Annotated in this window: 16 protein-coding genes and 1 riboswitch; of the genes, 13 read left to right on the top strand and 3 right to left on the bottom strand. The window is 44.8% G+C overall.

All coding sequences use genetic code 11. From position 1 onward, the window contains the following. The first annotated feature begins 213 nt into the window (after positions 1-213). The 13 genes from ABDV94_RS13680 (at position 214) to ABDV94_RS13620 (ending at position 16,184) form a co-directional block, all read left to right on the top strand. On the top strand, positions 214-630 hold the full coding sequence (locus ABDV94_RS13680) for a hypothetical protein (protein WP_343747760.1): 417 nt from the start codon (positions 214-216) through the stop codon (positions 628-630). Positions 631-690: 60 nt separating this feature from the next. Then, the gene (locus ABDV94_RS13675; RefSeq protein WP_343747759.1) at positions 691-4,047 is read left to right on the top strand and encodes a PKD domain-containing protein; all 3,357 of its coding nucleotides are present in this window, start codon (positions 691-693) and stop codon (positions 4,045-4,047) included. A 100-nt stretch (positions 4,048-4,147) separates the two neighbouring features. Beyond that, positions 4,148-4,912: a peroxide stress protein YaaA gene (gene yaaA / locus ABDV94_RS13670; RefSeq protein ID WP_343747758.1), complete on the top strand. Its 765-nt coding sequence runs from the start codon at positions 4,148-4,150 to the stop codon at positions 4,910-4,912. Positions 4,913-5,056: 144 nt separating this feature from the next. Further along, positions 5,057-6,481: an L-serine ammonia-lyase gene (locus ABDV94_RS13665; protein WP_343747757.1), complete on the top strand. Its 1,425-nt coding sequence runs from the start codon at positions 5,057-5,059 to the stop codon at positions 6,479-6,481. A gap of 256 nt (positions 6,482-6,737) precedes the next feature. Next, positions 6,738-6,875: riboswitch (SAM riboswitch) on the top strand. A gap of 145 nt (positions 6,876-7,020) precedes the next feature. Further along, positions 7,021-8,076, top strand: a complete 1,056-nt coding sequence (metX, locus tag ABDV94_RS13660) for a homoserine O-acetyltransferase (RefSeq protein ID WP_343747756.1) — start codon at positions 7,021-7,023, stop codon at positions 8,074-8,076. A gap of 1 nt (position 8,077) precedes the next feature. After that, on the top strand, positions 8,078-9,328 hold the full coding sequence (locus tag ABDV94_RS13655) for a homoserine dehydrogenase (RefSeq protein WP_343747755.1): 1,251 nt from the start codon (positions 8,078-8,080) through the stop codon (positions 9,326-9,328). Then, positions 9,325-9,738: an OsmC family protein gene (locus ABDV94_RS13650; protein ID WP_343747754.1), complete on the top strand. Its 414-nt coding sequence runs from the start codon at positions 9,325-9,327 to the stop codon at positions 9,736-9,738. Before ABDV94_RS13655 ends, ABDV94_RS13650 begins: the two co-directional genes overlap by 4 nt. Then, positions 9,735-10,907 carry an O-succinylhomoserine sulfhydrylase gene (locus ABDV94_RS13645; RefSeq protein WP_343747753.1) on the top strand — a complete coding sequence of 391 codons (1,173 nt, stop codon included), beginning with the start codon at positions 9,735-9,737 and terminating at the stop codon, positions 10,905-10,907. Before ABDV94_RS13650 ends, ABDV94_RS13645 begins: the two co-directional genes overlap by 4 nt. 207 nt (positions 10,908-11,114) lie before the next feature. Continuing rightward, entirely contained in the window at positions 11,115-11,906 is a 792-nt protein-coding gene (locus tag ABDV94_RS13640; RefSeq protein ID WP_343747752.1) for an AraC family transcriptional regulator, read from the top strand. Between the two features lie 72 nt (positions 11,907-11,978). Then, positions 11,979-12,980: a DUF6624 domain-containing protein gene (locus ABDV94_RS13635; RefSeq protein ID WP_343747751.1), complete on the top strand. Its 1,002-nt coding sequence runs from the start codon at positions 11,979-11,981 to the stop codon at positions 12,978-12,980. 107 nt (positions 12,981-13,087) lie between these two features. Beyond that, positions 13,088-14,506 (top strand): serine hydrolase domain-containing protein, encoded by a 1,419-nt coding sequence (locus tag ABDV94_RS13630; protein ID WP_343747750.1) that lies wholly within the window; start codon positions 13,088-13,090, stop codon positions 14,504-14,506. A 150-nt stretch (positions 14,507-14,656) separates the two neighbouring features. After that, positions 14,657-15,259: an FKBP-type peptidyl-prolyl cis-trans isomerase gene (locus ABDV94_RS13625; protein WP_343747749.1), complete on the top strand. Its 603-nt coding sequence runs from the start codon at positions 14,657-14,659 to the stop codon at positions 15,257-15,259. Position 15,260: 1 nt separating this feature from the next. Beyond that, positions 15,261-16,184 (top strand): FKBP-type peptidyl-prolyl cis-trans isomerase, encoded by a 924-nt coding sequence (locus tag ABDV94_RS13620; RefSeq protein ID WP_343747748.1) that lies wholly within the window; start codon positions 15,261-15,263, stop codon positions 16,182-16,184. A gap of 115 nt (positions 16,185-16,299) precedes the next feature. On the opposite strand, the gene ABDV94_RS13615 is transcribed toward ABDV94_RS13620, so the two are convergent. From ABDV94_RS13615 to ABDV94_RS13605, 3 genes are read right to left on the bottom strand one after another with little or no spacing between them, the layout of a single operon-like run. Then, positions 16,300-16,911 (bottom strand): hypothetical protein, encoded by a 612-nt coding sequence (locus ABDV94_RS13615; protein WP_343747747.1) that lies wholly within the window; start codon positions 16,909-16,911, stop codon positions 16,300-16,302. Further along, complete coding sequence (locus tag ABDV94_RS13610; protein WP_343747746.1) at positions 16,908-17,534, bottom strand: hypothetical protein; 627 nt, start codon at positions 17,532-17,534, stop codon at positions 16,908-16,910. The genes ABDV94_RS13615 and ABDV94_RS13610 overlap by 4 nt, the downstream gene beginning before the upstream one ends. Continuing rightward, positions 17,531-18,334 carry a hypothetical protein gene (locus ABDV94_RS13605; RefSeq protein ID WP_343747745.1) on the bottom strand — a complete coding sequence of 268 codons (804 nt, stop codon included), beginning with the start codon at positions 18,332-18,334 and terminating at the stop codon, positions 17,531-17,533. The genes ABDV94_RS13610 and ABDV94_RS13605 overlap by 4 nt, the downstream gene beginning before the upstream one ends. Between the last annotated feature and the right edge of the window lie 2 nt (positions 18,335-18,336).

Genomic DNA, 18,336 nt, shown 5'->3' with positions numbered 1-18,336 from the left:
AATGTCTTGTTTTTCAAATTCATGACTCCATTTGTCATTAAAATAAAAGCCTCGAAATATTCATTAGGAATGCATAAATTATCACTCCAAAATCGTTTTTGATAAAACAGACAGATTTTTAGATTAAAAATTCGTTTGTTAGAATATATGAACAATGTGTTTTTTCACATGTTGATATAAACAAACACATCTATTAATTAACACTGGACAAAGATGAAAAAGGATTTGTTGAATGTGGTGAAAAGTGTTACCGTTTGGATGATTTTTTGTTCAACTGCATTTTCACAGGAGGAGCGCCCGCTTATTACCACTCCGCAATTAAAAATTTCTTACGTAGAAGGAACTTGTGATGTTGAAACCGGGAAACAGCCCTATCAGTTTGCCTTTTTAAAGGTTGAGAATCTGACTGGTACAGAGCTGCACGCAGGATTTAACATTGTCGTTCAATTCCAGGAAGGAGGAGGAAGTAGTAACGACGAAAATCTCTACTACATTACATTGGCACCAAGCCAGGTCTATACTGCGAGTTGCAGTTCCGATGACCGATCTAAAGTTTACCTGCGCAACCCTAATTTTTCGGGATCGTGGAATTTTCAAGAATTGCGAATTGAAAATTTAGTAGTCGAGTAATCACGCGTAAGCTGTGAGAGGATTAGTTGACGAGGATTTTACAAAAATTACATTACTACTATGAAAGCAACATTATTCACCATGTGCTTATTCGGCTGGATTGCCGGATATTCACAGACCTGCTCAGTCACGGTCACAGGACCTTCACAGGTTTGTCCCGGGGTTCCCGTTACATTTACGGGAGTGGGAGAGGTGACCCAGTCAAATCAGTCGTTTAATTTCAACAACAACCTGCTTCCTGCAGGATGGAGCACTTCCGGAACGGCGAGCTACGGGGTTTTGTGTGGAAATTCACTGGACAACACCCCCTATTTTTGGGCATCAACCTCCACTGGAACGCCACAGATCACGACAGACATTTTTGATGTTTGTTCAGGTGGAACCATCGATTTTGAAATGAAGTATGCTATCCAGGGTGGAGCAGTTCCATGTGAAGGACCGGATGAGCAGGATGAAGGAGTTTCGATTCAGTACAGTACCGATGGCGGAGTGACCTGGATTGAATTCGTGTATTTCAGTCCGTGGGGATTCCAGCTTCCTGCAAACCCGGGAGGGAATGCCTCCATCAATGGGCCTACTGCGTATACCAACTGGAGCAATTTCTCCATTCCGATTCCCGCAGCCGCAGCAACAACCAACACCATGTTCCGATGGATCCAGGTGAATTCATCCGGAGGATGTTGTGATAACTGGGGATTGGATAACATTTTTATCAACGCAGGACCATGTTTAACAACCAATATCGGTTGGGACATTCCGGGAAGCAATACACCATCATCCAATACAACAACCATCCCGATTTACAGTGATACGGTGATTGTAGCCGGGTTGTATGATGATAACGGAAACTTGTTGTGTCAATCGGATCCGTTTCCGGTAACGGTTTTTATCCCGTTCATCAATGGTGGGCCGGATCAGTCGATTTGCGAAGGACAAAGCGTCACACTGGCGGCTTCCAGCGGAACCAATTTTGTTTGGGACAATGGGGTTACAAACAATGTTCCTTTTGCTCCCGCAACTACGCAGACCTATACAGTAAACGGAATCGACCTGAATGGCTGTGCTGCTACCGACCAGGTGCTGGTTACGGTTAATCCTTCCAATGTGTACACTGTTTCTTATCCGAACCCGGAATACTGTATCGATGCGGCAGATCCTACTCCAACACTGTCAACTCCTGTTGCAGGTTCATACAGCGTTGCTCCAGCTACGGTGACCATTCATGCTGCTACCGGGGTATTGGATTTATCGACCAGTACGACGACAACCAGCCAGTTGTATACCATTACATTTACACCGACTGCCCCGTGTTATCAGCCCGTTACAACACAGCTGACAATTAACGCACTACCCGTAGTAAATGCCGGAAACGATACCACGATTTGTGACGGAAGCCCGGTTTTGATCCAGGCAACGGGAACAGCAAGTTCATATGCCTGGGACAACGGAATTCTTGCCAATGGAACGAATGTCACACCGACATCAACCACCACGTATACGGTTACAGGAACCAGTGCGGCGGGATGTGTGAACACAGACAGCAGAGTGGTCACGGTGAACCCGTTGCCGACAGCAACCATTGCGGGAAGTACAACGGTATGTATGAATGCCGCGCAACCAACGGTTACATTTACAGGTTCCAGCGGAACAGCTCCGTACACCTTCAGTTATTCATACAACGGAGGGCCTGCAATACAATTGGTTTCGAATCCGGCGGGAGTGGCAACCATTTCTGTTCCGACCACAGCCGCAGGATCGAATCAGTATAGTTTGATCAGCGTGCAGGATGCGAGTTCGACTGCTTGTCAGAATCCGCAGCAGGGAGTGGTTACGGTGAATGTCAGTGCGCTTCCTACGGCTTCCATCGCCGGAGATATTACCATCTGCCAGTTTTCGAATCAGCCGCAGGTAACATTTACAGGCGGAAATACCTCGGGGCCGTATACGTTTACCTATGTGCTCAACAATGGGGCACAGCAGACGATTACGACATCCGGGAACTTGAATACAGCTACGATCAATGTGCCGACAACGGTTGTTGGAAACTTCGTGTACCAGCTGACAGGTGTGCAGGATGGTGCTTCGCCGGTATGTGCTTCCAACCCGGTTGATTCGGCGGTGATCAGCATCAATCCGCTTCCGAATGCGACGATCGCCGGGGATACCAGTTTGTGTTTGAACGAGAACATGCCGGTGGTTACCTTCCAGGCAAGTAATGGCGTTTCACCGTTCATATTTACGTATTCACTGAATGGAGGTACATCACAGACGATTTCCTCTCCGACAGGAACGGCAACCATTTCGGCACCAACGAACGTTCCCGGAATTTACAGCTACGAACTGATTTCCGTGCAGGAAAGTTCTGTTTCGACGTGTTCCAATGCAATCGGAAACACTATTGAGGTCGAAGTGTGGGATTTGCCGAATGTATCTGCCGGGCCGGACTTCTCAGTTTGTGATGGATTTTCTACTACTTTATTTGGTCAGGGAGCGGTGAGTTATATTTGGAACAACAATGGAATAGACGGGGTTGCTTTCGTTCCTCAAACATCATTGGATTACATTGTGGAAGGAACCGACCAAAACGGATGTAAGAACACCGATACGGTGCATGTGACAGTGGTTCCGATTCCTCAGATTGATTTTGCGGCAGATATTACGGCAGGATGTTCCCCTTTGGTGACCAGGCTGACGAATGAATCTACGGGAAACCTGACCAACTGCCAGTGGACACTATCTGATGGTTCGGTGTACAACGGTTGTGGTTCGGTAGATGTCACTCTGACAAATCCGGGATGTTATGATGTGACTCTGACGGTTTCAACTCCGGAAGGATGTACGAATACGGGAACGGAACCGGCATTTTTATGCGTGTACCCGAATCCGATAGCTGATTTCGATATCAATCCGGCGGAGGTGGAGATTTCAAATACCTTCGTGAATTTCTTCAATCATTCCTACGGGGCGGTCAACTACCAATGGGATTTCTCCGATGGAGGAACCAGTTTGCTGGAAAACCCGACACATGTGTTCCCGGATCAGGAAGCGGCGTACTACGATGTGTATCTGATTGCAATCAGCAGTGACGGCTGTAGAGATACCGTTTCAAAAACCGTTCATGTGGGTGAAGACCTGATTTATTACGTGCCGAATGCATTCTCACCTGACGGAGATGAGTTTAATAATGTGTTCCAGCCGGTTTTGACAGCGGGATTTGACACGCGTAGCTATCACCTGCAGATTTTTAACCGTTGGGGAGAGCTCATCTTCGAATCCCTGGATTACGAACAGGGGTGGGATGGAACATATCACGGAGAGGTATTACTCGACGGAACGTATATCTGGAAGATTAAAGTAAAAAGTAAAGCTTCAGACAAAAAAACAGAGCTTAAAGGCCACGTAACATTACTGAAATAGCCGGGGTTTGGAAAAAACGGATTGTTGATCCGTTTTTTCCGGCTTCAGGCCAAAACCAGTTTGGTATTTTCGACGTACTTTTGGAGAAAGCAAAACAGTTATGAAGATTCTCATTTCCCCGGCAAAGTCGATCAATGAAAACTGCCAGTTCCCGGATTTTGGTTTTACCCAGCCCGCTTTTTCCAAAGAAGCAAAAGCACTGGCAGGAAAGCTGAAAAAGCTGAAAGCAAAAGACATCATGGAGTTGATGCATGTTTCAAAAGATATTGCAGAACTGAATGTGAACCGGAATAAAAAATGGTACTTGTCTGCTGAGCCAACAGAAGAAGTAAGACCTGCTGCATTTCTGTTTACCGGGGAAGTATACCGGGGATTGAGTGTGGAAACGCTTTCCGCAGCCGAATTGGAAAAAGCTCAGAAAAACCTGCGCATTTTGTCAGGAATGTACGGACTTTTAAAACCGATGGATTTGATTCACCCTTACCGTCTGGAAATGGGAACCCGATGGGATATCAAAGAAAATGTTAGTAACCTGTACCAGTTTTGGGGCGACAAGCTAACCAAATCCTTGCTGAAGGAAACCGATAAAGGGGAAGCGATCATCAACCTGGCATCCAACGAATACAATAAAGCAATCAACTGGAAATCGGTTAAAAACCCGGTTGTGACACCTGTTTTCAAAGAATTTAAAAACGGGGAATACAAAATAGTGATGGTGTTTGCCAAGCATGCGAGAGGTGCAATGGCCAGATACATCATCCGGAACGAAATTCAAAATCCGGAAGAGCTGAAAGCATACAACGTAGACGGTTATGCTTTTGACGAAAGGTTGTCTTCAGATCAGGAGTGGGTATTTACACGATAAATCTTGGAACAGGCAAATAAACAGGCTGTGTTATTTTAGTCAGCCGTCCAATAATTCTTAACATTTTCCTGATGAAAACTTACCTTTGAAATAGGTAAGAATGCGTTTACTTTGCGTAATCTTGCGTCTTTAAAACTCACCCCAATGGAACAAATTAGCGTCTTTGATATTTTCAAAATCGGAGTCGGGCCCTCGAGCTCGCATACGATGGGACCGTGGAGAGCTGCACAACAGTTCATCGATGGCTACAAAGTCAATCCCGGAATCAAAGAAATCAAGCGAATTCATGTGGATCTGTACGGATCATTGGCGAAAACCGGTAAGGGACACGGAACAGATATCGCCGTGCTGCTAGGCTTAATGGGAGAAGACCCGGTTACCATTGAGGTGAACACGATTAACCCGAAATTTGATCGGATTCATCAAACAAAGACGCTGGAAATCTGCGGTGAGCAGGTCATTACGTTCGACCCGGAAACGGATCTGATTTTCCATTTTGATAAATCACTTCCCGGACACCCGAATGCACTTACGCTGACCGTAACGATGATGGACGGATTCCAGGAAGCACATACGTATTATTCCGTAGGAGGTGGATTTGTAGTAAAAGAAGGCGCGGATGAAACCAATGCGGCTGGTTCCGTACAGCTTCCATTCCCGATTGAAACAGCGGCGGATCTGAAACACTATTGTGAAGAACAAAAGGTTGGGATTTCGGAGATTGTGATGCGCAATGAGCTGGCCTGGAGATCGCAGGAAGAAACCAGTGCAGGTTGTCTTGCAATCTGGGATGTGATGCGGGAATGCGTATACCGTGGCGTGAATACACAGGGAATACTTCCGGGAGGATTGAACGTGAAGCGCAGAGCGTATGAAATGAGTCGTCGTTTGTTGAACGGAATTGCCTGTAAGGATTCCAAAGATTTTATCCGGCAGATTCAGTCGACGAGTAATATTTTTCAGAATACTTTGAACTGGGTGAGTTGTTTTGCCCTTTCGGTAAACGAAGAAAACGCAGCATTCGGAAGGGTGGTTACCGCACCTACTAACGGCGCTTCAGGAGTGATTCCTGCCGTTTTGATGTACTACGTTTGTTTTGCTGGAGGTACGGAAGACAAAGACATCATTCGGTTCATGACTGTTGCGGCGGAAATCGGAAGTATTTTCAAAAAACGTTCTACGATTTCGGCTGCGATGGGTGGTTGTCAGGCAGAAATCGGTGTTTCTTCCGCAATGGCGGCAGCGGCACTGACGGAATGTTTGGGAGGAAATCCGAACCAGGCCATGATGGCAGCAGAAATTGCGATGGAACATCACCTGGGATTGACTTGCGATCCGATCGGCGGTTTGGTACAAATTCCATGTATCGAACGCAATACGATGGGGGCGATTAAAGCGATTACCGCTTGTCAGCTGGCATTGCAGGGAAATCCGGACACAGCAAAAGTGTCGCTGGATGGCGTGATTAAAACCATGTGGGAAACTGCTTTGGATATGAATGAAAAATACAAGGAAACTTCCGACGGTGGACTTGCTACCAACATTCCGGTGAATATTTCGGAGTGTTAGGGAGAGTTGGAGTACTTTAGTGGAAACAGATCCCGGATTGTCATAAAAAGACGAATAGACATGTGTCTATTTGCCCAGTGAGAGTAAAGGATTGATACCATTTTTCAACAGACTCCAACAACCCCAAATCCCCACCTGATTTTTTTCCTTTTCCTTCCAAATGAAGTCTTTTTATATTTTTCTTTTGACGGAAATTTGCATTTATGGATTTCTTTTAAGAATCTTTGCACTGTAATTCTAAGCGAGAAATACACGTAGTTTATACAGAAGAGGTGAGAGACGGACTCGATGAACCTCTGGCAACCAACTTTAAGTGCTGACGATTGCTGTCAGGATTGGAAAACCGGTGCCAACTTCCGAGTTTGATGCAGTACGTATCAGGCGAATATAAAATTGTGTTTATGAAAAGTGCAACAAATCTTACTCAAAATCTTCATCCGAACCTTCGGATAAATTCCCCTTTTACCTGTTCTGACCACATGTGTTGTTGTTGCTGTTAGTTTTTTCAGTTCATCCGTTTCACATTTACAACACAGATCATGTCAACATCGTATTCAATCCGCGGGGGCGGATTACTTTTACAGCCGGTACAACACGTTTTTTCACAGAATGAACCCTTTCTTTTGGAGTCCGGAAAACAACTTTCAAGCCTTTCTCTGGCCTATCAAACCTGGGGAAAACTCCATGAGGATCACGCGAATGTGGTTTGGGTGTGCCATGCCCTGACGGGGAATCACCGCGTTCAGGAATGGTGGGACGGACTTTTCGGAGCAGGCAAGTGTTTCGACCCGGAAAGACACTTCATCGTTGCTGTTAATGTTCCCGGAAGTGCTTACGGCTCAACCGGGCCTTTGAGTGAAGAATTGACTTCCGAAGAACGGTTTGATTCCTTCCCGATACTGACAATCCGGGATATGGTAAATGGATTGGAACTGGTTCGGAAAGAGCTGGGAATCGAGCGGATTCATACGCTCATCGGGGCATCTTTGGGCGGACAGCAGGCACTGGAATGGGCATTGCTGATTCCCGATAAAATCGATCATCTGATTCCCATTGCGACGAATCTGAAGCATTCCCCTTTCGGAATTGCATTCAACGAAACACAGCGCATGGCGATTGAAGCCGATGCGACTTTCTTTTCCAAAACCGCTGAGGGTGGAAGAAACGGGTTGAAAGCGGCAAGAGCGGTTGGAATGCTGAGCTACCGAACATATGACGGTTACCGGATCACGCAAAGTGAAACAAGCCATGCCGGGTTCGACGATTTTCGTGCGAGTTCTTATCAGCGTTACCAGGGCGAAAAACTGGCAGGACGTTTCAATGCATTCAGTTACTGGTATTTGTCGAAAGCGATGGATTCACACAATGTATTCCGCGACAGAGCTGAAGACGTGCTGGAACGGTGCCGCATGCCGGCATTGGTAATCGGAATCGATTCAGACCTGTTGTTCCCGATTACGGAACAGGAAGAAATCGCCAGGCATCTGCCGCGTGCAGAACTGGTCCGCTTACAGTCCGATTTCGGACACGACGGATTTTTGGTCGAAACAGAAGAGCTGGCCGGCCGCATCAAACAATTTTTAAAGAACAACTAAGATGAAAAAGCAACTCACCATAGGATTATTCGGTTTCGGATGTGTCGGAACCGGATTGTATGAAGTATTAAACAAAACAACGCTTCTCCAGGCGTCGATCAAACACATTGTGATCAAAGATCTAAGCAAGAAACGAATCATCGATGCGAGCTATTTCAGTACGGATGCAAACCGGATTCTGGAAGACGGAGAAATCAATGTAGTGGTCGAATTGATCAACGATTACGAAGCAGCTTATGAAATCGTGACCCGCGCCTTGAAAGCCGGAAAACACGTAGTTTCAGCAAACAAAAAACTGATCGCATATTACCTGGACGAACTGCTTTCCCTGGCGAAAGAAAACCAGGTTTCGTTCCTGTATGAAGCTTCTGTCGGAGGATCTATTCCGATCATCCGCAACCTGGAGGAATACTACAACAACGATTCCCTTTCGAATATCAATGGAATTGTCAACGGAACCACGAACTATATCCTGACGAAAACCAGCGAAGGACAATCGTTTGATACGGCCTTGAAAACCGCACAGGAATTGGGATTCGCAGAGCTGGATCCGACTTCGGACGTGGATGGATTCGATGCGAAATACAAACTCGTTTTATTGCTCAAACACGCGTTTGGCTTCACTGCAAGACAAGACCAGGTTTGGAACTACGGAATCCGCCAGTTGAAGGATTGGGATGCGACGTATGCCCGTGAAAAGAGCTTGAAAATCAAATTGCTGGCTTTCGGAACACGCATTGACAACCAGATTGTTGGTTTTGTAGCACCACACCTGATTCCGGCGAATCACTTTGCATTCAACGTAGAAAATGAATTCAACGCGGTGGTCGTGGAAGCATTATTCTCTGACAAACAGCTGTTTTTGGGAAAAGGAGCAGGAAGTCACCCGACAGCCAGCGCGGTACTTTCCGACATTTCTGCTTTGCAGTTTGATTATGCTTATGAGTATAAAAAATCTGCTTCGGAAGATACGCTGAACTTCGAAACCGGTTTTTCGGTGAAAGTTTACCTGAGTGCTACTTCACAGGAAAAGCTGGATCAGATCGAATTCCTGGAAACACATGAAACCTACGCAGGACAGTCTCACAGCTACAAAATCGGGGTGATTTCATACGAAGAAATCCAAAAGCAAAACTGGAACGATGCGTCCGATTATTTCCTGGCAGTGATTCCGGATAGTGTTCAATTGATAAAAAAATCCGAACTTGAACAGGAAAACAGAACACATTTAATAGAAGAGAAATTGTCATGAAATTGGATTTAAAACTGGTAGAGTCGCCATTTGTATTGGAAGTAACCAATGAATCAGGAGTTTCAATCAAAATGGATGCTACCGAAAAGATCGGTGGAAAAAACAAGGGAATGCGCCCGATGGAAGTACTTGCCGGGTCACTGGCCGGTTGTATGTCGATTGATATTTTGCTGATTCTGCAAAAACAACGTCAGGAAGTGACTTTTTACGAAGTAAACATCGATGCGAACCGGAGAGATTCAGTTCCGGCGGCATTTGAAACCATTCATTTAATTTTTTCCTTTAACCGGGAAGTGGATTTAGAAAAAGCAGCGGCAGCAGTCAAATTGAGTCATGAAAAATACTGCTCGGTTTCAGCGTCCTTAAATCCACAAATTCATATTCAAACAGCAGTCAAACATCAATCATGAGTAAATACAGAAGCGAAACATTAGCCATCCGCATTCAAAACGAACGTTCCGGTGAAGCCGAACACAGCGTTCCGTTGTACTTAACATCCAGTTATGTTTTTGAGGATGCAGAACAGATGCGGGCAGCATTTTCAGATGAAATCGAAGCGAATATTTACTCGCGGTATTCCAACCCGAACGTAGATGAATTACTGGAAAAAGTTTCACGCTTGGAAGAAGGAGAAGCAGCCTGGGGAACAGCTACGGGAATGGCGGCGGTTTTCACCACTTTTGCGGCATTGCTTCAAAATGGAGATCACATCGTTTCATCCAAATCCGTTTTCGGTTCAACGCACCAGCTCTTTGTAAACATTCTTCCGAAATGGGGAATTACTACGACTTACGTTGATTCCATCGACTACGAAGGCTACGAGCAGGAAATCCGTCCGGAAACCAAAATTGTTTACATTGAAACGCCATCGAATCCAGGACTGGACATCATCGATATCAAACGCCTGGCGAAAATCTGCAAGGCTAAAAATGTACTGCTGGTGGTCGATAATTGTTTCGCGACACCTGTTTTGCAACGTCCTCTGACTCTGGGAGCCGATATCGTGATTCATTCCGCAACGAAATACATGGACGGGCAGGGAAGAGTACTTGGCGGATTGATCGTTTCTACTAAAGAAATCATCGACCGGATTCAGGCATTTGCACGTCATAGCGGCCCGGCTTTGTCTCCGTTCAATGCCTGGGTACTTTCCAAATCGCTTGAAACCTTGCATTTGAGAATGGAAAAGCATTGCTCACAAGCCTTTGAAATTGCGAAAAGACTGGAAAAAAGTGAATTCGTGGATTGGGTGAAATATCCGTTCCTGGGTTCGCATCCACAACACGATATTGCCCGCGAACAAATGAGTTATGGTGGTGGGATTGTGACTTTCCAGGTCAAAGGTGGATTGCAGGCCGGAAGAAAATTCCTCGATAGTTTGCAATTGTTTTCACTCACTCCGAATTTGGGAGACAGCCGCAGTATTGCGACGCACCCGGCTTCTACGACGCATAGCAAATTGAAGCCAGAAGAGCGCGAAGCGGTTGGAATCTCGGATGGATTGGTACGCTTGAGCATTGGTTTGGAGCATATTGAGGATATTTGGGAAGATTTGGAGGCTGCGTTGAAGGGAGAGTAGAGATGTCTTTAAAAGACATTGATAATGAATGGTTTGAATTATTTTTTGTAATGTAAAACTTGAAGTCCAATCGTAATATGGCGATATGGCAAATTCGCGAACTCGCGTGGAAAATTGGATTCCGATCCGTGCGTCGGTTCCTTGATTTTAGTAGTTCTTAACATTCTTCCGCTGGGCGAACCTTTTCCAAAACACTAACTTTGGTTTATGGAGCGTTTTGTGACCATCCGTCCCGAAAATGAACGGATTTCAAACTACATTTCGTATTACTATTTTCACGATTCGGACGATTCGGATTTTGAGCGCACATTTGTGTTTTATCCGCACTTCAAGCACGGTTTTACGGTTTACCGGGAAGAAGATACTTTCCGTACGTTATTCACGATGAATTATGACCGGCAGCTTTCGGTGGAATTAAAAGGCGAATTTCATAAAATCGGAATCGCATTCAATCCGTTGGGAATCAATCATTTTATTTCCGGATCATTGACCGGTTTATACGACTCGCAGACATTTCAGTTTTCGCATTGGAACCCGGATATTTTTCCCGAATTGGAAAAAGTATATGATTCACAGGACCTTCATCACAAAAGAGACTTGCTGGATGCGCTTTTTGAAAAGCGTTTACGCCCCAATCCGGATTTGAAAGTGGTGCAGCAGGCCGTAAAACTGATTTTCGATTCGTTCGGAACCATCCAGGTCGACGAGCTGGCTTCAGAGATTGGGGGCAGTCGAAAAACGCTGTTACGGCATTTTAAAAAGCATTTGTGCTGTTCCATCGAAGAATACAAGAAGGTGGTCAAATTCCGCACGAGCATCCGGGCGGCAAGTAACTCCGGGTTGAAAAACCTCACGGAAGTTTCACTCTACAGCCTGTATTACGATCAGTCGGATTTCACAAACCGGTTCAAAGAACTAACCGGACAAAGCCCGGGAACTTTTTTTGCATCGATCAGCCAGATGGGAGAAGAAGATATTTTTTGGAAGTTTGAAGACTGAGTCCCAATTCTACAAGTTTTTGAAGTGAGAGCTTGCTAGCTTTGCACTCATCAAAACCCAAAAGCATACCAAATGATCAGAACCACTTCTTTGCTCAGCGCATTGATTTTCTTGTGCTTCTTCTGGGCGCGCCGTGCGCATGCTCAGTCAGAACAAGCATATGACTCATTGGTGACACAGGCATTCAAGCTTTACGAAAGTAAAGAGTACAAAGCTTCCGCAGAGAAATTTGCGGAAGCTTTTGTCGTTTTAGGGGCGAAGAGTTACATGGAAGACCGGTACAATGCCGCTTGTTCCTGGGCATTGGCGGGAGGTACCGATGCTGCTTTCAACCAGTTGTTCAAAATCACGCAGAGCGGACAATACACCAACCTCGAACACATTTCTTCCGATCCGGATCTCCATTCGTTACACCAGGACAAACGCTGGAAGAAAATCATTCAGCAGGTTACCAAAAACAAGGAAAAAGAAGAGGCGCATTACGACAAAACCTTAGTGGCCATGCTCGATTCGGTTTACCGGGAAGATCAGGGACACCGGATCAGGATCAATGAAATCCAGGAGAAATACGGGTGGAAATCGCCTCAAATGGATTCGATCTGGAAAGTAATCGGGGTTGCAGATTCCATCAACCTCATTAAAATCAAACACCTGATCGATACGCGCGGCTGGCTGGGAGCAGATGTAGTAGGCCGGAATGGAAACTCAACCATTTTCCTGGTGATCCAGCATGCCGATCAAAAAACGCAGGAACAGTATTTGCCGGTTATGCGGGATGCGGTTGCAAAAGGAAACGCACTCCCTGCAAACCTTGCTTTACTGGAAGACCGCGTAGCACTCGGACAGGGGAAAAAGCAAATTTATGGAAGCCAGATAGGGATGTTTGCCGAAACAGGGGAGAGTTATGTCTTGCCACTGGAAGATCCGGACAATGTGGAAAAACGCCGGGCTGCAGTGGGATTGAACAAACTCGCGGACTACGTAAAGTATTGGGGACTGACCTGGAATGTAGAAGAATACAAACTGAACCTTCCCCGTTACGAAGAACAACAGAAGAAATTCCACCGGGACTAACCATTGTTGCGGGATAGAAATCAGCGCTGTGGTTAAAAATGTTCTAATAATTGTTTCGTACGAAAAGTTTCTTACCTTTGTAAGACATACTAAAATCATGAACCAATATGAACATTCAAACAGCTTTAACGTCAGCTCTGCTATTAGTCGGCACATGGTCTTTCGGACAAAAAAACAACACGGAAAAACGACTGGACTCTTTATTTACAACGCTTGCGGCACAAAATCAATTTAACGGGAGCGTATTGATCGCAGAAAAAGGAAAAATCCTCTACAAAGGCGGAAAAGGTTACAGCAACGAGCTTTCAAAAGAGTTGAACAATACACAAACTGTTTTTGAACTGGCGTCCTGCAGCAAACAGTTTACGGGCGTTGCAATTGCATTGCTTCACCGTGCAAAGAAGTTGGATTACACGGATGATATTACGGAATACTTTCCGGAACTCTCCAACTTCAAAGGAGTGAAAATTTACGACCTGTTGCATCACACAAGTGGCATTCCCGATTATTTATTTGCAGGATCTTTTAGTGAACGCTGGAAGAATGAGCGGATTGCAACCAATCAGGATTTGATCAACTACCTGGCAGAATCGAACGACACATTGAAATTTGTACCCCGATCAAAGTATGAATACATCAATACCAATTATGTGCTTCTGGCAAGCATTGTAGAAAAAGTTTCCGGTCAAAAATGGGGCGATTACCTGGCCCAGAACATCTTCAAACCATTGAAAATGAACCGAACGTTCGTTTACAATAGAAGATATGAACCCCAAAAAATAAAGAATTATGCTTATGGATACGATTGGGTCGATAATTCCTTTGAAAAAGTGACTCAGGATGATCCGAAAATCGGGTACATGACCGTTTATTATATGGATGGGATTTATGGAACTGCTAAAGTAAATTCTACGGTGGAAGATCTGTATAAATGGATCAATGCAATCAAGAATAATCAACTTCTGACACAACGTGAATTTGAAGAAGTCATGGAAACTACCAAAACTTCGACGAATGAAGATGTGCTTTATGGTTTTGGATTCGAGGTACGTAAAAAAGACAATACGATCTCTTACGGACATACCGGAAGCTGGGATGGCTACATTACACTGATCCATTACAGTTCCCAAAACGACCGCACAATTATCATCCTGAATAATTTCAAAAATGGTGTACTTCCGTATCAAACGATTAGCGAAATCATGGATAATAAACCATGCTCCAATGAGTTTGTAAAGAAAGTTGATCAGAAAGAAGAAGTGATCAAACAATATACAGGTGAATACGCAGATCCGGAAAATCCGGATGAAAAGCACGTGATTACTTACCTGGACGGACATTTGATTTATAACACCGATAAAGCAAACTGGGATATGCGTTTCTTTCCTTCATCGGAGGGTGTTTTCCAGGCAATTCGCCAGGGTGGGACAAACGGAGTGATTCAATTTTCGCCACAGGAAGACGGAACGATGAAGCTGGAAATGTTGATGTATGGACGCGTGATCGGAAAAGGAGTCCGAAACTAATCAGGTATTCCCGGAAGTGCTAAATCGCGGCTGTTTTACAAACACGGTGATTTGCATTTTGGATCCTGGTTCCTTCTTTTTGCGGACAGGTCGGCAGAGGCTGACACGTAATTCGTAATTAAGGACTATCTTTGTTTCAAAATAAAAAGCATGTCACAAGATATTCAGGCAGTTAGTTACTGCATCGGCTTAAGCGTTGCTGATAGCCTTTTACAACAAGATTTGGGAGGAATTGATCCGGCTGTGATGGCAGAAGCTATTTCAGATGTTTTCAGTGGTAAAACCATGAAATACTCTCCGGATCAGGCAAATGAGATTATCCAGAAATACCTTCAGGAAGTAATGACTTCCAAGTTCGAAGTATACAAAACAGAAGGAGAAGAATTTCTTGCTGAAAATGCGAAAAAAGAAGGAGTTACAACAACTGCTTCCGGTTTGCAGTACGAAGTGATCGCAGAGGGATCGGGGAGCAAGCCTTCCAGTTCCGATACAGTGAATGTACATTACCACGGAACGCTGATTGACGGAACCGTTTTCGATAGTTCTATTTCACGTGGAATTCCGGCAACGTTCGGAGTACACCAGGTGATTAAAGGATGGACAGAAGCATTGCAATTGATGCCGGTTGGATCGAAATACCGTTTGTACATTCCACAGGAATTGGCATACGGAGCACAACCACACCCGGGAGGAGCAATCAAACCGTTCATGGCTTTGATTTTTGATGTTGAATTATTAGGAATTGAGAACTAAGATGAAGAAAGTGATTGCAGCATCTTTGCTGATTGCATTGAACTTTGCATGTAGTAATGATTCCGGTGATTCGGGAGTGGAAGCCTTGCCGTTGAACTCCCCGAAACAGCAGATTTCATACCTGATGGGGGCAGATAACGCCGGGCAGGTTCTCCAGGATCCGAATTTTACCAAATACGACAAAGCTGAAATCCTGAAAGGATTCAAAGCAGGATTGGACGATGAAAAATCGTTTGATGCGGCTTGTCAGCAGTCGATCCAAAATTTGTTGGGTCCAAGCCAGCAGGAATTTAACGAGAAATACGCGAAAGAAGCTTCGTTGTGTATCGGGAAATTCCTGGGAGGAATGTTCAAAACAAGCTGGGAACAGGCGAAATCGTTCAATGAATTCGACAAAAAATACCTGATCTACGGTTTTGAACTGGGACTGAACAAAGCAGATACACTAATCAAGAAAGACGTAAAAGATGTGATGATGAAGGATTTTATGACTAAAATCAACAATCGCGTCATGGCAGAAGTTACGAAAAGAGAAGAAGCGTATTTTGCAAAAGTGAAAGGATTCAAAGGAATCAAGGAATTGCAAAACGGCATTTACCTGGAAACTCTTCAGGCAGGAACAGGCGCTAGCCCAACTGCAGCAAGTGATGTGAGAGCACATTATGTCTTGATGAACACAGAAGGAGATACCCTGCAGTCTTCCCTGAACAATCCAAATATTCCGGTATTCAACCTGGGATCGGTGATTCCGGGATGGACAATCGGTATTCCGGCAATGAAAAAAGGAGGGAAGTATAAACTGTATGTCCCACAAAATATGGCATACGGACGTCAATCTCCCGATCCGAATACCATTCCGCCGTTTGCAACATTGGTTTTCTACGTAGACCTGGTTGATTTCGGCCCGATGGGGACATTGAAATAAGAAAAAATAAAATCGTAAAAAAATCCTCTGTGAAAACGGAGGATTTTTTGTTTGGTGCTAATCTGTTTTTGCTAACTCATTCGTTTCGGCAGACTGAGCTGAGTCGAAGTCTACATTACAACTTGAAGAAAAACGCAATGCGGTAAATCAATGGAATATACGTTCCGTTTTCTCTTCTCATGAAATATCCTGGTCTGAACGGACTATTCGGACTGTTGATGATGTCGTACATGATTCCGGTATTTAAACGGAAATTCTGTTCTTCTCCGAATGCGTGTGAAAATCCGAATCCGAGTAAGCCGGTTGGAGCCCAGGTTCTTTTTGCCGAAATGATTCCGTTGGTATAGTTGTAGGGAGTGGAAAGCATTTCAAATTCAAATCCAACAAACAGGTAATTGAAGAAACGGCCGTGGATGAATGCCCCGCCTCCGTATACGGAATAAGACCCGGTAATACCGTATTGTTTGTATTTCGAATAATTGTATCGGATGGAAGGCCCAAAGGAAACATATGGATTGCGTACAACTCCGAATTTCAATCCCAAACCACCGGCCCCGCCTAAGGTACCCGCAGAGAAATGGATGTCTGCCCCGATTTCGTTGTAAGGCTTAAAGTCGGAAGGAGAAGTTTCTTCCGTATCATCGTGAACGTAAAGTTCCGTGTCTTCCTGGCTGAAACCGCTGTGAATGCAGCAAATAAGGAATAAAAGAGTGAATAAATGTTTCATAAGATGCTTTTAAGTGTTTCTTCGTGAATATCGTGTTTCCCTTCGAACCGAACGGTGTGAATTCCCATCGACTGATAGGCTGCCAATAGCGCATCCTGTTCGGAAACGGGAAAGTACTCATCTTCCGTGCCTAATACGAAAGTACATTTTTTTGCGACTGTAGCATGTGCTTCGGTTGTTAAATCCGGGGGATAAACGCTTGCCCAGGAAATGAGGTGATCACAAGGTACTTTTCCAAACGCCACCCATCTGGCAGCCGTTGCTCCTCCCTGCGAAAATCCGAGAACAGTGATTTTCTCTGCCGGGTATTTTTGGACGATCTCCCGGTGGAGCAAATCCAGCGACAATACATTCAAACGGATATCTTCTTCCCGCCACTCACGGGTCATCCAGGATGCACCCACTCTTCCGGAAGTTCCTTTCAGGTAGAAACGGTGTCTTCCTTCCGGGAAAACAAACAAGGTATCATCAGAATGAACACCGTTAAATTTGAGGTGGAAATACTCAACGAGTTGCCCGTAACCGTGTAGCACGTAAACAATGGATTTCACTGTTCCTTCCGGAACAAGCAGCCGGTATCTCAGGGAAGAAGGAACTTCCAATACTGCTTCTATTGAATTCATGAGCGCGGAGGTAAGTTTTTAGCAAATTCAGGGTACAGGCGGTATTTCTTTGCCGTCGGATCAAAGAAGAATTTGAATTTCAAGGCCTTCTTTTTGGTAATAGACGGAACGTATTGGTAAATATCACCGATGTTTTTACTGTTTCCGTCAAGTTCACTTTCGTAAATGGCAATATCCTTCGGAACCTGGTTTGGATTTTCTTCATATTCCTGGAGAAATGCAGTTGGGTGGCCTTCCCCGGCGTGGTCAAAACAGTTCCATTGGAAAATCATCATGAAATCATGCTCGTTAAACACGGAGAAATAACTTTTCCAGCCTGAATTCCGGATGCGGTAACCCACAATAACGTCTTTTCTGGTCGGGGAAATAATGGATTTGAATTCGATGTCGAGTTCTCTTCCCGGGCTGGAAGGTGCAAAAATTGGGTTGGAAATGCGGTCTAAAGCCCCATCGTAATAAAACAGGTAGTTGTAATTCCCGGTAAAGCCTAATTCGGCTGCTTTTGCTTCCCGGTCTTTCTTGATCGCTTCATTCATAGCAAATTCCATGCGGTTCACGGTAATGATTGCATCCGGAATCGTATCGGCATTCAAAAATTCTTTGTAGATGCGGATGCTGAATTTTTCGTTGACCGGAATCCCTAGTGAACGCATAATTTCGCGTTTTGCACGGGCATCAAAGCTTTCATTGTTCTTTTGGCTCGCTTCAGCAGAAGCTTCTGTGATTTCGGTAGACGTGTCGTCTCCGCAGGAAGAGGTGATAAGTAACAGGCAAAACAGCCCGGTGGAGAATGATTTCATAT

The organism is Fluviicola sp. (assembly GCF_039596355.1).
GTDB lineage: Bacteria > Bacteroidota > Bacteroidia > Flavobacteriales_D > Crocinitomicaceae > Fluviicola.
This window is presented reverse-complemented; position numbering and strand designations above follow the sequence as displayed.

Bases quoted from the DNA above. Each gene is read 5' to 3' on its own strand.
- ABDV94_RS13680 (WP_343747760.1), top strand. From the start codon at position 214: ATGAAAAAGGATTTGTTGAATGTGGTGAAAAGTGTTACCGTTTGGATG.
- ABDV94_RS13675 (WP_343747759.1), top strand. From the start codon at position 691: ATGAAAGCAACATTATTCACCATGTGCTTATTCGGCTGGATTGCCGGA.
- yaaA (WP_343747758.1), top strand. From the start codon at position 4,148: ATGAAGATTCTCATTTCCCCGGCAAAGTCGATCAATGAAAACTGCCAG.
- ABDV94_RS13665 (WP_343747757.1), top strand. From the start codon at position 5,057: ATGGAACAAATTAGCGTCTTTGATATTTTCAAAATCGGAGTCGGGCCC.
- metX (WP_343747756.1), top strand. From the start codon at position 7,021: ATGTCAACATCGTATTCAATCCGCGGGGGCGGATTACTTTTACAGCCG.
- ABDV94_RS13655 (WP_343747755.1), top strand. From the start codon at position 8,078: ATGAAAAAGCAACTCACCATAGGATTATTCGGTTTCGGATGTGTCGGA.
- ABDV94_RS13650 (WP_343747754.1), top strand. From the start codon at position 9,325: ATGAAATTGGATTTAAAACTGGTAGAGTCGCCATTTGTATTGGAAGTA.
- ABDV94_RS13645 (WP_343747753.1), top strand. From the start codon at position 9,735: ATGAGTAAATACAGAAGCGAAACATTAGCCATCCGCATTCAAAACGAA.
- ABDV94_RS13640 (WP_343747752.1), top strand. From the start codon at position 11,115: ATGGAGCGTTTTGTGACCATCCGTCCCGAAAATGAACGGATTTCAAAC.
- ABDV94_RS13635 (WP_343747751.1), top strand. From the start codon at position 11,979: ATGATCAGAACCACTTCTTTGCTCAGCGCATTGATTTTCTTGTGCTTC.
- ABDV94_RS13630 (WP_343747750.1), top strand. From the start codon at position 13,088: ATGAACATTCAAACAGCTTTAACGTCAGCTCTGCTATTAGTCGGCACA.
- ABDV94_RS13625 (WP_343747749.1), top strand. From the start codon at position 14,657: ATGTCACAAGATATTCAGGCAGTTAGTTACTGCATCGGCTTAAGCGTT.
- ABDV94_RS13620 (WP_343747748.1), top strand. From the start codon at position 15,261: ATGAAGAAAGTGATTGCAGCATCTTTGCTGATTGCATTGAACTTTGCA.
- ABDV94_RS13615 (WP_343747747.1), bottom strand. From the start codon at position 16,911: ATGAAACATTTATTCACTCTTTTATTCCTTATTTGCTGCATTCACAGC.
- ABDV94_RS13610 (WP_343747746.1), bottom strand. From the start codon at position 17,534: ATGAATTCAATAGAAGCAGTATTGGAAGTTCCTTCTTCCCTGAGATAC.
- ABDV94_RS13605 (WP_343747745.1), bottom strand. From the start codon at position 18,334: ATGAAATCATTCTCCACCGGGCTGTTTTGCCTGTTACTTATCACCTCT.